Source organism: Paenibacillus sp. NPDC058898 (assembly GCF_049316025.1).
GTDB lineage: Bacteria > Bacillota > Bacilli > Paenibacillales > Paenibacillaceae > Paenibacillus_AQ.
In genome coordinates this window covers 166029-179215 of the sequence record NZ_JBMOSM010000002.1, presented here as the reverse complement: position 1 = coordinate 179215, position 13187 = coordinate 166029, and the positions used below count along the sequence as shown (strand labels likewise).

The following is a 13187-nucleotide window of genomic DNA, read 5'->3' as shown; positions in this document are numbered from 1 at the left end:
CTTTCCGTCTCCAGTGTAGTAGGCATGTTATCGGTTGTTATAGCGTTCCAATCCGGATTGCTGCATTTGAATTGCCTCGTCGATACCCATGCTTTTCATGGTAGCGACATACTCATCGAACTTATCCAGCGATTCTGCGCCCATAATGAATTTAACGATCATTTCATTTTTATACGTATCGATATCGTTCATGATCGAGGCATATCGGCTATTATTTTCCCGGGCGATGGTGATCGGAGGCATTCTTTTTTCATTCGAAGGTTCTGCCCAGACCGTCAAAGCCTCTTGCTGCTCCGGTCTGGCCGCATATTGCTCCATATAGCGTACATCCTGCAAGAAAGGACCCGCATCAGCTGACAAGACATGCTGTTTCAGGGATTGGGCAAGCGGCAATCCTTCCGGATTGTTCATGACGGAATCCATATACTTCGGATAACCGTCAACCATCGTATAGGATGTGCCTTCTTTACCGAAGTTCATGATCATTCGTCCTTCTTCACTATAGAAATAATCGAAGAATTTTACGGTTTCAGCGATGTGCTTGTTGCTTTCAGTTATAGCAGTGAATATGCCGACAATCTGATTGTCCATTTGACCGAATATCGGTTTACCGCCAGATTGTGACGTCGGATAGGGTGTGGCAATAAGCTTGAATTGCGGTTCCTTGGACTCCATTAAATCCATAAACCTGCCCATGCCTCCGCCTACAGCCATAACAGACGCACCGACCTGATTGCCGGTTATTTTGGCATCGTACATTTTGCTGTCATTGGCTGCAAAGTCTTTGTCCAGCAAGCCTTCATTGTACCAACGGTTCATAGCCTCCAGGTATTGCTTATATTCGGGTTGAACGGGGCCATATTTAACCGTATTTCCTTCGTGATAGAAGCCGTTCGGGATGCCAAAAGCGCCAGTAAAGGCAAGTTCGCCTGCTCCCATCATGATCGGAATTTCATCCGCCTTTCCGTTGCCGTTGGGATCTTGTTCCTTAAACGCTTTCAAAACGGTATACCATTCGTCGATGGTTCTGGGAATAGGCAAATCCAACTTGTCCAACCAATCTTTACGTATAACCGGGCCGGAGTGGGTTTGCAGTTTTCTCACGGGGCGGATGAACGGAAAACCAATAAGATCGCCATCGTCCGTTGACGCCTGTCTTCTCCATTCCGGGTTTTCGTCCAGCAGCTTTTTGAAGTTAGGCGCTTGGTCCAAATAGTCATTTAATGGAATGATCTTTCCATCCTTAATCGCTTTTTGAGCGCCTCCCGGATAATTATTCCACGAATATTCAACGACATCGGGCAGTGATTTCGAGGCCATCATCAAGTTGAATTGTTCGCCAGCTTGGCCTTGGGCCGGGTGTTGGTAATCGATTTTGACACCGGTTTTATTTTCGATTTCTTGAATAGCGGTAATCTCACCATAGCTTTTCATAATAGCGGCTGCGTCGGGATGCATCTGTTTCCAATACGATAAGTTGCTCAAAGATTGGGTTGACTCTGCGGATTCCGTATTCCCCTCTGGTATCTCCTTACTGCTGCAGCCAGCCATCGCTGTGGCAGCCAGTCCCAGACATGTTATAACCGGTACGATCTTATTGATGATTTTTCTGCTCATCTGCATAAACCGTAGCTCCTCCTCCAATTTAGATGTGCATTTTCCATATTCAGCATAAAGGATGGTTGTTATTTCCGGAATCGTATAATATCAGGAAAGGGTTGCCATTATTAAGATCAAGCACTGGCGAATATAAAACTGAATCGACCATATTAAAGATTGGCCCTTATAAGTGGGGAGAGATTGCAAATCATTGGGGTTAAGCAGCGAGCCGCAAGCCGCAAGCTGCAAGCTGCAAGCTGCAAGCTGCGAAATAATCTTCGAATAGTTTCAACAAGTTAAAGTCGGAGACGTGCATGAACTGCAACAAACAAAAAGAGTGGACGCTAGATTGTGAACAGCCGTGTTTGATGCTCCACGCGATCTCGTGTTAGATGTTTGGACGGAAGAGGAGAATCTGTTGAAGTGGGGAAGCGAATGGGGATAGATAAGAATGTGTGAGGAGGGGAAATAGATGACATTTGTTTATTAAATTCTGACCCATTTATTGCATCGGGGTGCAAATCATTTGAAATAAGGACGCTAAAGCTGGCCAACGAAGAAAATAATTATTTACTAGCGAAATGGGGGCATTTAAACAATAATGGAATTATTATTTGTTTGGACTTTAAGGTTCTCGGGTTCGCGAGTATCCAAACGTTAGACGAAATCATATGAACCAGGAAAGGATGGGAAACAATGAAATTAGAGATTTTAACGGTGCCCTCTTATTGGAAAACTGAAATGAAACAAAAATATTATCAACTTTATGAGGAAAACAGCAAGTTGGTTGTTTTGTTTCCCGGAAAAAACTATCCTTGTGATAAACCAATTCTACATTTTGCTGGAACCTCCGCACTTCAAAGTGGTTTTGATTTATTGGTACTGGAATATGGATATCAAGCTGCAAGAACGAATTTGGATATTCATGATCTGCAAAGAGTAATAGAAGATAGCCAAGAATCGGTTCAACGAATCATTGGCAAGTATAATCAAGTTGTTTTTATTAGTAAGAGCTTAGGGACAATAGTTGCTGGAGAAGTTCATGGGAAACTTGAAATTCCAATTAAACATTTATTTTTGACACCAATCAAAGACACCATTCACTATATCAACAAGTTTAACGGACTTGTGGTTTATGGTACAAAGGATGAAGTGTTTAATAATGAACTTGCAAACCAAATTAACATAGACAAAGACAGGAAGGTCATTGAAATTCCTAATGCAAATCATGCTTTAGAGACGAATCGAGTTGAGGAAAGTATTGAGATTCTAAGTAAACTTGTAAGGATATATATGGATTTTCTAAGCAAGTAATCAGTAGGTATAACAAGGTGACCACGTTTAATGCCACATCACACTTCGGCGTACGCGCCTAATAGAAAAGGGGGTATCCCGCAAGATCTTAGATCTTTTGGAATACCCCTTTAAAATGTACCCTCTACAAGGATCAGTTGATATTTTGCATTTTCGCAGGCGATGGAGCCGCATTGGCTGACTTTCGTTTAGCCAGATCCATTTTACGCTGCAGCATGCCTAGCACAAGATCCGCAACGATTGCCAGCACCGCGGCAGGAATGGCGCCTGCAAAGATCCGAAGGGAGTTATTGCTGTTCAGTCCGGCATAGATTTCCCGTCCCAACCCTCCTCCTCCTACGAGTGGAGCAATCGTTACCACGCCGATGGCGATGACGGCGGCAATACGCAGACCTGACATGATATAAGTCAGCGCAAGCGGAAAACGCACTTTCACGAGCATTTGGAAGGGGCTCATCCCGATTCCTTTTCCGGATTCCAGATAGCTCGGATCCACCTGTTTTAATCCGACGTACGTATTACGTGCAATTGGATTCAGTGAATACAGGAAGAGTCCCACCATGACAGTTTTCGTTCCGAGTCCCATCCATAACATGAGAACCACGAGCATGGCCAAGCTCGGTACCACCTGCAAGATGTTGGTGATAAACAAAATGATCTTGGCAGCCCATTTGCTTTTAGAGCAGAGAATGCCAAGCGGTACTCCGACGATGAATGCCAGTCCCAGACCGATAACCACCATCGTAATATGCTGGATGAAATACTCCCAGAGCAACCCCTGATTTCGTGATATATACGACAAAAAGTCGGCAAATGTTAAATGTTCATTTTCCATGCTTACCCTCCTTTAGCTTTTCAAGAGGCCCTGCTCTTTCAAGTACGCGATTGCGACCTCTCGTTCGCTTTTCTTCTCAATGTCCACCTGATAATTAAGCGATATCATCGTATCTGCATCCAAATGACCGATTAAAGGCGCTATCGTATCCTGGATTTCAGGATGCTTCTTTAAAAGGTCAAAACGCAATACTGGACTTGCATCATATGGAGGGAAGAATTGCTGGTCATCCTGAAGCGTCTGCAATTGGTAGGCTTTCAGCCGGGAATCCGTAGAATAGGCCAACACGATATCCACCTGCTCATTGGCTACCGCACTGTATACCAGGCTGATTTCCATGGGGAACACCTGACCGAATTTAATGTCATATGCTTTGGAGAACGCCGGATATCCATCCGTACTTCTTTCCAGCCATGTGGTATCTACCCCAAGTTTCATACGATTCATGTCTTTTTTGACATCGGAAATTTTGGTATATCCATTGGCTTCGGCCAGATCCTTTCTTACCGTGAACGCGTAGGTGTTCTCAAAACCCAGAGGATTCATCCAGGTGAACCCGAAGTGTTCCTGAAATCCATCTTGAGCTTCCTTCAAGACTTTGGCGCGGTCTTTGGTACCGCTGATCGGAAAATGGTTGTTGAAAATCTCACCGGTATATAATGTTGCCATCTGAACGTCGTTTCTTTTCATCGCATTGATGACCAATGAACTTGATGCCAGATCCGGGATAATATCCACCTTCAGATCGGTTTGGTCTTCAATCAGAGCTTTATACATTTCAGCCATAATCTTGGTTTCGGTATAAGTTTGAGTCCCGATCGTAATCTCGCTTTGAATTCCGCATCCGGAGGTTAAAGCGGCAAGAGCCATCATGCAGATTAACATCGGAGCCCATTTAAGCTTTTTCAGTTTCATCACGCCTTCCTTGTTCCGTTCGCCTCGCTGTCTACGGTTGATGTGACTCATATCGCAGCGTCCCGGGTCTGAGTCTGATGGTAGTGTTTGCTTAGCCAGCCCTCAAGCAGCCCAAGCAGACCGTCAGCTACAAGTGCCAGGAGAATGGCACCAATGCCACCGATGAAGATCATCTCGGGCTTGTTGACACCAAGTCCAGATACAATAAGCTGGCCTAAACCGCCAGCACCAATCAGGGAAGCCAGTGTTGCCCAACTGATGATGTACACGGTTGTAATGCGGATACCGGACATGATGTAAGGAAGCGATAAGGGAAGCTGAATCCTCAAAATCGTTTGGGCGGTGCTGTATCCCATCCCCCTGGCCGAATTGAGCACCCCTTTATCCACGGAGTGAAAACCGTCATAGGTATTCCGCAGGATGGGCATGAGGGAGTACAAAAATAGCGCCAATATGGCCGGCTTCATGCCGATGCCGAGCAGTGGAATCAGAATAGCCAGAAGCGCCAGGCTTGGAACCGTCTGAAACAGGTTCGTAATGAAAAATACGATGCTGTTGATCCAGCCTATCCGGTTGTATACCAACAGGATTCCGATCGGTACGGCAACAACAGTCCCCAAAAGCACGGCAGAGAATGAGAGGACCAAATGCTCCTGCAATGCATTTAGAATATCCGGATAACGTTCCGTGATAAAACTCCAGAATGCGTTCATATCACTCACCCTCTCCGTTCAGCACCGGAGGAACCATCGTTGGATAGACTTCGGCCAAATGTTTAACCACACTGCCTCTTGTGATTAATCCGAGGAACCGGTTATTACTGTCTATGACAGGAAGATTACTGAGCTGATGGCTGTCCATGATCTCGATGGCCTGCGGAAGCGTGCTTCCCGAAGCCACAGAAAAACGGACTGGATGCATAACGTCAGCCACCGTTTTGCCTTCCTCGCCGTATTGGTCGAGCACCCGATAGATTGAAACCGCTCCTTGAAGCTGACGGTTACGGTCCACGATCAGCAGTGAATCGACCCGCTTCATTTCCATCATCTTGATGGCTTCAGCTAATCCCCGGCTCGGGAATGCCGTGACCGGATTCGTAATCATCACTTCATCAACAAGCGGAATTTCATAGGCGCTTTCATTTTCATTTTGCAGACGTTTCGAACCGATAAAGTCACGTACAAAATCGTTTGCGGGATGCCGTAAAATACTGTCCGGTCTACCCGTTTGAACCACTTCGCCATCTTTCATCAGAACGATGGTATCCGCGATTTTAATAGCTTCATCCATATCATGCGTCACAAAAATAATGGTTTTATTGAGTTCCTGCTGAAGCCGGATCAGCTCATCCTGAAGCTGCTCACGGCTGATCGGATCCAGTGCGGAGAACGGCTCGTCCATCAGGATGATATCGGGTTCAGCGGCAAGCGCTCGCACTACGCCTACGCGCTGCTGTTGTCCGCCGCTTAGCTCGGATGGATAGCGCGTACCATAAATGGTGTGGTCCAGTCCGACCATGTCCAACAATTCATTTACTTTTTGATCTGTTTTGTCTTTATCCCACTTTTTCAGACGTGGAACCACGCCCGCGTTCTTGGAGATATTCATATGCGGAAATAAACCAACGCTTTGAATGACATAGCCGATATTGCGCCGCAGTTCAACCGGATTCAATCTCGAGATATCTTTACCGTCAATCAGAACTTTGCCCGATGATGGCGTATTAAGCGCGTTGATCAGCTTCATGGTAGTCGATTTGCCACAGCCACTCGGTCCGATGAGGACGGTAATTTCCCCTTTTTTGAATTCCAGATTAATGTCTTTCAGCGCGTGAAAGCCATTATCGTAAACCTTGTTCACATGCTCCAGTACTATCATTCAATCGCCCCTTTGCAAGCAGTATCCATATTATGCGGAGCATTTGGCATATCATCCATCGGGACCCAAAGTTGTTGAAGGAAAAGTGTGGTGCCAGAGATAAGGGAAGGCTTCAGCCTTGTTATGTAGAAATGGAAAATGAAGCTAAGCAAGTTAGCTTTAAAAGAAATCAAAATGGAATAGGATTAAGCGCATGATTAAGGGGTGGAGAAAGATCTAAGAGGAAGCCCTGAGGGTACTAACAATTTAAGTTAAAAATCATCGTTATGGTATTGACTTACATACCCAAAATTCCACCTTTATATGCATTTTAGCTTTCCAAACTGTGCAATCCCATGTTACATCCATCCGAAGAAGTATTCCAAGCCTGTATGCCCCTGTTCGTATTCGGGAAAATATGCGATCTCATACATGAATCCCAGTTATACCTGCGAGAATCAAGCAGCTATGTCATGGTGCCACTGCTTCCCTCGGCCCAAATGGATATATGCAAAATGCGTAAGCAGGCAACGAGTCCCTTTCGAGAAGGACCGTATAACTGCCTAATGCATTAATATGTTTAATACTATTACCCAGTTAGCATTAGTTTGAAACATGTACATGGAATGATTTTGCAGTATTATTTACGAAGCACGGGAATACACGTACTATGGACGTGTTGTTAAAGTTTGTTTATAAGATGTTATGTGAAAACAGATGATTCGACATGCTATGACTTTTTTTGATATGTTTATACTAGAAGAATATAGAGGTCAAGGATTAGGGAAGAAGTTAACTGAACTTATTTAGAGTGGATGACTGGATTATTGGGAACAGCTGATGCACATGGTTTTCAAGCAGAGCTCCGATGAGCCTTGGTGCGAGCCGGATTTTAAAGAGGCAACTCAGCAGGCAATGTTTAACCAAAACAACAGAACGAAAGGATAATATTTCTTATGAAATTATCACCTGAAGAGCGATATTCGTCTTATGACACTCGACTTGCTCGCTATACGGCCGTGTCCACTGCCTTAACTCTGTTTAGTAATGAACAGCTTAGAAAGCGAGTGGAAAAAGCCACGGTTCTAAATACTGGCATTGGTGGTACGACAGCTTTCTTACAAATTGATGGTAAACCCGTATTCATAAAAATGGTGCCGCTTACGGAATTAGAAAGAAGCCCCGAAAATTTTATGTCTACTAGAAACGTGTTCAATCTTCCTCCATATTGTCACTATGGGATTGGTTCACCGGGTGGTGGAGTGTGGCGTGAGGTCGCCGCCCATACAATGACCACCAACTGGGTTCTAGCGAGACAGTGTGAGAACTTTCCCTTAATGTATCACTGGCGGGTGTTAAAAAGTCCAGAACGGCGTAATCCAATCTCTGAGGAATTGAGCGATGTTTCCCAAATGGTTGAGTTCTGGGGTTCTGCAAAAATAGGTGATCGTATTGAAGCAATTGAGGAATCCAATTACGATGTTGTACTGTTCTGTGAGTACATACCCTACAACCTGCATAATTGGCTCGCCGAACAGGTCGCTATTGGTGAAAGTGCAGCCAATTCAGCGTTTGCCTTGGTGGATTCAAGTCTGCAGTCCACTGTCTCCTTTATGAATGCGAACGGATTACTACATTTCGACGCTCACTTTAAGAATGTTTTAACCGACGGACACAGCGTTTATATTTCGGACTTCGGCCTTGCAACGTCTTCTCGGTTTGAACTTTCAGCTTCCGAATTGGAGTTTTTTGAATTGAACAAGACGCATGATGGATGTTATGTGGTAACACAATTAGTGAACTGGCTTGTAGCAGCATTGACTGGTACGGTGAATCGTTCTGAACGATTAGAATTCATACGTCGTTGTGCTGAGGGTAACGAATCCCTAAAAGTGATGGATTCGGCAGCGGAGATTATAATGCGGTACGCTCCTATAGCTGTAGTGATCAATGATTTCTACACAAATCTCGTTTCGAAGAACAGAAATACATCGTTTCCAGTCGAGGAGATTGAACGGGTCTTTTTGAAAACGGGGTTCCAGCTGCCTTTCTCGAATCCCAGGATTGTCTAGCTTGCATTCACGCTGTGCCCCCTGAAGAGCAAAAGCAGCCCGTTCTCTAACAAGGAACGAGCTGCTTATTTCTTTTCTTTCCTATCCTGAATATATGGGGTTAGTTTCTGGTTTTAACGGCTAAACCACTAAACGATATAGGCCCAACCACATCGGCTCTTGTATTTGCAGTAAGATTTTCTGCTGTGACTGTGTAAACATGGGCACCGGCTGATACATTTCGATCTTCCGCCTGGAACGTAACTGCATAATTTTGTTCAGACCCGGCAGATTCGATACCTTGTTGAGTGTTGAAGATCTCTCTTCCATCGCGGAAGATTCTAAACAGTATTTGCGCAATGCCAGTGACGCCTCGAACACCCACAGTTGCTACCAAATCTACCCGATTTGGTCGAGAGTTTACTGGAATTCGTAAAATGATTGTTGCAAGGCGCGATCTTGCTGGTGAACGTCGGATAATCAATGAGTTTGCCAAGTTGAACCTACGGCGCGGCTGGACGGCAGCTTTATCGAGAATTTGTGCCAAAATATATCAACTCCTCTTGTTTTGATATATTCAAGATATGCCCGACAAAAGGAGGGTGATTGGACAATTATGGAAGAATGCTTTGATTTGAATCAAATACCATACAGGAACCATGGTATAGAGCAACGAATGTTATAGGAACTCGGGGGAATAGCCGAGGAATCACAGGGTTCCCAGCGCTCCCAAGAGTCTATATAATCTTTGCGATGATGGAGGCAATGATGGATAAAAATGTTGCGTACAAAAAACTGCAAGTCGGGGATGAATTGATATTTTTTGAGTTAGTGTTGCTTTTCAATAAGGAGTTCGAATCGCCTAATAAGGACTACGTCAATATTGAAAATACTACGGATCTTTTACTTAACCCTTTTTTTGCTTGTATCGTTGCAATAAAGGGTGACGAGGTTATTGGCGGATTAACAGGCTACGAACTACCAATGTATGATCAAATGGGGTCTACTTTATATTTATATGACATAGCGGTAGGAATGAATTATCAACGCAAGGGAATAGGAAGCAGTCTTGTTAGGCAATTAGTTGAATATTGTAAATCAAAGCAAATCAATGATATCTTTGTTCAAGCAGAAGCTATTGATCAACACGCGGTTGATTTTTATAGAAAACTTGGCGGAGAGATTTCTAGTGTTTGTCACTTTACATTTACAGTTAAATAATTCTAACGAATCACAACAAGTGTTGTACCCATGTTCATTAAAAACTAATTTGAAGGGGAGCCTTATGTCATCCAAATTAACAGGCGCAGCGTCAATTATATTTGACGCCGAACGCTACGGATGCATAACGTCGGCCAAGGTTTTCCCCTCCACGCCGTATTGGTCGAGAACACGGTAGATCGAAACCGCTTTTTAGAGTTGACGGTTACGGTCCACGATCTGCAGCGAATCGATCCGCTTCATTTCCAATATTTTGATGGTTTCAGCTAATCCCGGCTCGGGAATGCCGTGACCGGATTCGTAATCATCACTTCATCTACAAACGGAATTTCATAGGTGCTTTCATTTTCATTTTGCAGGCGATAAGGAGTGGTAAAAATGGCGCGTGTTTTATTTATTAACGGCGGATCAGAGGGACATATCAATCCAACGATTGGCGTTGTGCAAGAGCTTATTTCGCGTGGAGAAGAGGTCGTGTACTTTTGTATAGAAGCTTTTCGGGAGCGTATGGAGAAGACGGGGGCAACCGTTCGAACATTTGATGATCAAAAATTTATTAAAGCCTTTATCTCAGGTGGGAGAGATTATTTGCTCGAAAGAGTCAACGGTCTTTTACTTACGGCTGATATCGTCATACCAAGCGTTCTTGAACAGATCAATGGAGAGCATTTTGATTATATCATTCATGATTCCATGTTCGGTTGTGGTCGTTTACTTGCTCAAATTCTTAAGCTTCCTGCAATCAACTCTTGTACTACTTTTGCGCAGACAAAAGAATCGTTCGATAAAATGCTGGAACAATTTTTTGTGAATGTCCCTGCAGACATCGCGAAACCCATAAACGATAAATTCCAAAGCCTGACGGCCATGGTGCAGGAAAAATATGATGTGGAGATCGATTCGCCTTATGAAGTGATTTGCAATCCTGCGCCGCTGACGATTGTTTATACAACAAGGAAGTTTCAACCTGAAGAAGAAGCATTCAACCAAACATATAAATTTGTAGGTCCATCCATCTCTTCACGATTAACCCATGAAAACTTCGACTTTACTGCCATCCAGGGGAAAAATCCCATTTACATATCACTGGGTACCGTGTTTAATCATGCGATAGATTTTTATAAGCTTTGTTTTGAGGCATTTGGGAACACGGATCATACGATTGTCATGTCGATTGGGGATAAAGTCCAAGTTTTTGATTTAGCTGATATTCCTAAAAACTTCATCGTAAAACATTATGTTCCACAAACCGATGTGCTGCAACACGCTAAATTATTTATTACACATGGTGGAATGAACAGTACCCATGAAGGTCTTTATTATGGGGTTCCGCTCATTGTAATCCCACAAAGCGCGGATCAGCCGATCATTGCGCGGCAAGTCGCTAATATCGGAGCAGGCATTACATTGCAAATGCAAAGCTTAACTGCAAATCATCTGCGTGATGCTGCAGATCATGTGTTAAGCCGCTCAACTTATAAGAAAGCTGCTATTAATATTGGGAAATCTTTTCGACAATCGGGTGGGTACCATCAAGCTGTTGATGAGATTTTCGAATTAGTAAGGAACGATCATTGGTTTGAGAAGGAATGACAGCCCGGCGAGGAGCGGAATTAATAAAGGATAAGGAGACGATTCAATGACTGAAAAGCCACAACTGGTATTGGATTTAGCCGGTGTATTAATCCGTAATTTTTCATCTGCGGTTTGGCTCCAGTTATCTGAGGGTTCAGAAATTTCATTCCAAGACATTCGAGAACAATTTGATGAGATTCGAAAGGATTTATGGACTGGAAAGATCAAAGAAGATGAATTCTGGGAATGGATGAGCCTTCGAATGAAGCGGATCAACAAAGAGCGGGCCAGAGCGTTGTTGATGCAATCACTGGAACCGCTGCCAGGACTAAATTACTTGGCTGAATGGAGTGAAATCGCAGATATTCATATATTAAGTAATCATTGTAAGGAATGGTTGGAACCGATTTTAGAAAGAGTAGAACCTTATACAAGGAGCATAACGATTTCAAATCAATTAGGGTTAAGAAAACCTGATATCCGAATTTATCAACATGTCGGGAAACAATTTGAACCAGGTCAAATGGTTGTTTATATTGATGATCAGGAAAAGAACCTAAAGCCTGTTATCGAACTTGGATGGAAAACCCTGTTAGCGGATAAAGAGCATAAATGGATAGAAAAAGTTGAACCCATGATAGGAACGAAGATTTAATGTACTGAGCAATATATACCACGCTTTTTTCCAGAAGCAATTCATAAATGATCCTTACTAACCGCAAGTCCACCAGCATGTTCCGTGTATTTCTTTCTAATAGTTCGCATATAAATATAGCTTTTTTAAACTCTATTCCAATATAACAATAGCACCGTTACAAACAGTCAATAACTGTTCGCACGGTGCTATTCATATTTTATGTCAATCCTTCACCCGACGGGTTCTCTCCGTATGATAAACATATGTATATTAAACATAATTTTCTTCTAAACGCGAATGTCAATACCAATATTCCGTTGTGTATGTAGAGTATTATCCTTTTTCTTGTCAGTATCCTGATTCCGCGTTAGCGTATCCGCAGCGTTTACAGTTTGAGTAGATACGGTTACATCCTCCTTATCATCAACCTTTCTGGTGACGAAATTCTTGTTATCGTTTTGAATCTCTTCTTTCGTGGCTTCGATCTTTTCACTCATTTTACGATCCAATTCAGTAATTTTCTTCTCGATGTTTAGCGCTTCATCTGTTTTCGATTTATTAACTGTCAATTCTAGATTCTTTCTCATTTCCGATTTGCCTGGGTCGCCGGGTTCATTCTCGCCTCCAAGAAGTTCTCTTCCCTTTCTTACTTCATGCCTAAGAGTGTCAGTTTCCACTTTCAGTGATCTACGTACACTTGCCATTTTGGTCAATTGGTCATGTAGATTACTAGCTTGTAAAAACTTTTCCATTGATATGCCTGATACATCTTGCTTACCTGTATCCATTTCGATTTTATTACTCGAATTCTCCTTTTGAGAAGAAGCACTATTGTTATTTTTATTCTCCTCAGTCTTCTCCATTCTCTTCTGCATAATTTGAGATTCAAGTAATTGCATATCCGTGGTTAAAAGTTTAATCCTTTCATCTTTTTGTTTAGAGTCCAGCTTTTCGTCTGATTTAATACTCGCGATTTTTTCATTAATAATTCCTTTTTGATTAATTAGCTGCTCAATCTCCCGGTCAATGGGAGACATAATATTTGTGCTGGACTTTACAGGCGGTGTAGACTGTGGTCTGCTTGATACGCTTGAAATTTGAGGCATTTAAACACGTCCTTATAACGAGATGGTGAATATTTCCTTATGGTTATTATCGGTTGTTAACCATAGGAATATTAACA

13 protein-coding genes are annotated in these 13187 nt (G+C 43.1%); 6 read left to right on the top strand and 7 right to left on the bottom strand.

The features are described 5' to 3' along the window. Window positions 1–27: 27 nt before the first annotated feature. Window positions 28–1623, bottom strand: coding sequence for an extracellular solute-binding protein (locus ACOZB4_RS05030; RefSeq protein ID WP_379407045.1), 1596 nt, complete (start codon window positions 1621–1623; stop codon window positions 28–30). A 672-nt stretch (window positions 1624–2295) separates the two neighbouring features. Here ACOZB4_RS05030 and ACOZB4_RS05025 point away from each other — a divergent pair. Beyond that, the gene (locus tag ACOZB4_RS05025) at window positions 2296–2913 is read left to right on the top strand and encodes an alpha/beta hydrolase (protein WP_379407046.1); all 618 of its coding nucleotides are present in this window, start codon (window positions 2296–2298) and stop codon (window positions 2911–2913) included. A gap of 133 nt (window positions 2914–3046) precedes the next feature. Here ACOZB4_RS05025 and ACOZB4_RS05020 read toward each other — a convergent pair whose 3' ends face one another. Genes ACOZB4_RS05020 through ACOZB4_RS05005 form a run of 4 tightly spaced genes read right to left on the bottom strand, consistent with a single transcriptional unit; the run spans window position 3047 to window position 6541 of the window. Beyond that, window positions 3047–3748, bottom strand: coding sequence for an ABC transporter permease (locus ACOZB4_RS05020; RefSeq protein ID WP_379407047.1), 702 nt, complete (start codon window positions 3746–3748; stop codon window positions 3047–3049). Between the two features lie 12 nt (window positions 3749–3760). Next, complete coding sequence (locus tag ACOZB4_RS05015) at window positions 3761–4714, bottom strand: glycine betaine ABC transporter substrate-binding protein (RefSeq protein WP_379407048.1); 954 nt, start codon at window positions 4712–4714, stop codon at window positions 3761–3763. Beyond that, window positions 4711–5376, bottom strand: a complete 666-nt coding sequence (locus ACOZB4_RS05010; RefSeq protein WP_215158550.1) for an ABC transporter permease — start codon at window positions 5374–5376, stop codon at window positions 4711–4713. The genes ACOZB4_RS05015 and ACOZB4_RS05010 overlap by 4 nt, the downstream gene beginning before the upstream one ends. 1 nt (window position 5377) lies before the next feature. Next, window positions 5378–6541: an ABC transporter ATP-binding protein gene (locus ACOZB4_RS05005; protein WP_379407049.1), complete on the bottom strand. Its 1164-nt coding sequence runs from the start codon at window positions 6539–6541 to the stop codon at window positions 5378–5380. A 935-nt stretch (window positions 6542–7476) separates the two neighbouring features. On the opposite strand from ACOZB4_RS05005, the gene ACOZB4_RS05000 reads away from it, so the two are divergent. Beyond that, window positions 7477–8592 (top strand): protein kinase family protein, encoded by a 1116-nt coding sequence (locus ACOZB4_RS05000; protein ID WP_379407050.1) that lies wholly within the window; start codon window positions 7477–7479, stop codon window positions 8590–8592. 100 nt (window positions 8593–8692) lie between these two features. Here the strand turns inward: ACOZB4_RS05000 and ACOZB4_RS04995 are convergent, their stop codons facing one another. Continuing rightward, complete coding sequence (locus tag ACOZB4_RS04995; RefSeq protein WP_379407051.1) at window positions 8693–9118, bottom strand: exosporium protein C; 426 nt, start codon at window positions 9116–9118, stop codon at window positions 8693–8695. Between the two features lie 221 nt (window positions 9119–9339). On the opposite strand from ACOZB4_RS04995, the gene ACOZB4_RS04990 reads away from it, so the two are divergent. From ACOZB4_RS04990 to ACOZB4_RS04975, 4 genes are all read left to right on the top strand, one after another. Then, window positions 9340–9792, top strand: coding sequence for a GNAT family N-acetyltransferase (locus ACOZB4_RS04990; protein WP_422759493.1), 453 nt, complete (start codon window positions 9340–9342; stop codon window positions 9790–9792). Window positions 9793–9912: 120 nt separating this feature from the next. Continuing rightward, entirely contained in the window at window positions 9913–10062 is a 150-nt protein-coding gene (locus ACOZB4_RS04985; protein ID WP_379407053.1) for a hypothetical protein, read from the top strand. Between the two features lie 108 nt (window positions 10063–10170). Further along, the gene (locus ACOZB4_RS04980) at window positions 10171–11385 is read left to right on the top strand and encodes a macrolide family glycosyltransferase (protein WP_379407054.1); all 1215 of its coding nucleotides are present in this window, start codon (window positions 10171–10173) and stop codon (window positions 11383–11385) included. Between the two features lie 46 nt (window positions 11386–11431). Beyond that, complete coding sequence (locus tag ACOZB4_RS04975) at window positions 11432–12022, top strand: haloacid dehalogenase (RefSeq protein ID WP_379407055.1); 591 nt, start codon at window positions 11432–11434, stop codon at window positions 12020–12022. Window positions 12023–12291: 269 nt separating this feature from the next. Here ACOZB4_RS04975 and ACOZB4_RS04970 read toward each other — a convergent pair whose 3' ends face one another. Continuing rightward, on the bottom strand, window positions 12292–13110 hold the full coding sequence (locus ACOZB4_RS04970; RefSeq protein ID WP_379407056.1) for a FlxA-like family protein: 819 nt from the start codon (window positions 13108–13110) through the stop codon (window positions 12292–12294). Window positions 13111–13187: the final 77 nt, after the last annotated feature.

Excerpts from the sequence above, each read along its gene's own strand:
- ACOZB4_RS05030 (WP_379407045.1), bottom strand. The coding sequence starts at position 1,623 with ATGCAGATGAGCAGAAAAATCATCAATAAGATCGTACCGGTTATAACA.
- ACOZB4_RS05025 (WP_379407046.1), top strand. The coding sequence starts at position 2,296 with ATGAAATTAGAGATTTTAACGGTGCCCTCTTATTGGAAAACTGAAATG.
- ACOZB4_RS05020 (WP_379407047.1), bottom strand. The coding sequence starts at position 3,748 with ATGGAAAATGAACATTTAACATTTGCCGACTTTTTGTCGTATATATCA.
- ACOZB4_RS05015 (WP_379407048.1), bottom strand. The coding sequence starts at position 4,714 with ATGAGTCACATCAACCGTAGACAGCGAGGCGAACGGAACAAGGAAGGC.
- ACOZB4_RS05010 (WP_215158550.1), bottom strand. The coding sequence starts at position 5,376 with ATGAACGCATTCTGGAGTTTTATCACGGAACGTTATCCGGATATTCTA.
- ACOZB4_RS05005 (WP_379407049.1), bottom strand. The coding sequence starts at position 6,541 with ATGATAGTACTGGAGCATGTGAACAAGGTTTACGATAATGGCTTTCAC.
- ACOZB4_RS05000 (WP_379407050.1), top strand. The coding sequence starts at position 7,477 with ATGAAATTATCACCTGAAGAGCGATATTCGTCTTATGACACTCGACTT.
- ACOZB4_RS04990 (WP_422759493.1), top strand. The coding sequence starts at position 9,340 with ATGGATAAAAATGTTGCGTACAAAAAACTGCAAGTCGGGGATGAATTG.
- ACOZB4_RS04985 (WP_379407053.1), top strand. The coding sequence starts at position 9,913 with ATGCATAACGTCGGCCAAGGTTTTCCCCTCCACGCCGTATTGGTCGAG.
- ACOZB4_RS04980 (WP_379407054.1), top strand. The coding sequence starts at position 10,171 with ATGGCGCGTGTTTTATTTATTAACGGCGGATCAGAGGGACATATCAAT.
- ACOZB4_RS04975 (WP_379407055.1), top strand. The coding sequence starts at position 11,432 with ATGACTGAAAAGCCACAACTGGTATTGGATTTAGCCGGTGTATTAATC.
- ACOZB4_RS04970 (WP_379407056.1), bottom strand. The coding sequence starts at position 13,110 with ATGCCTCAAATTTCAAGCGTATCAAGCAGACCACAGTCTACACCGCCT.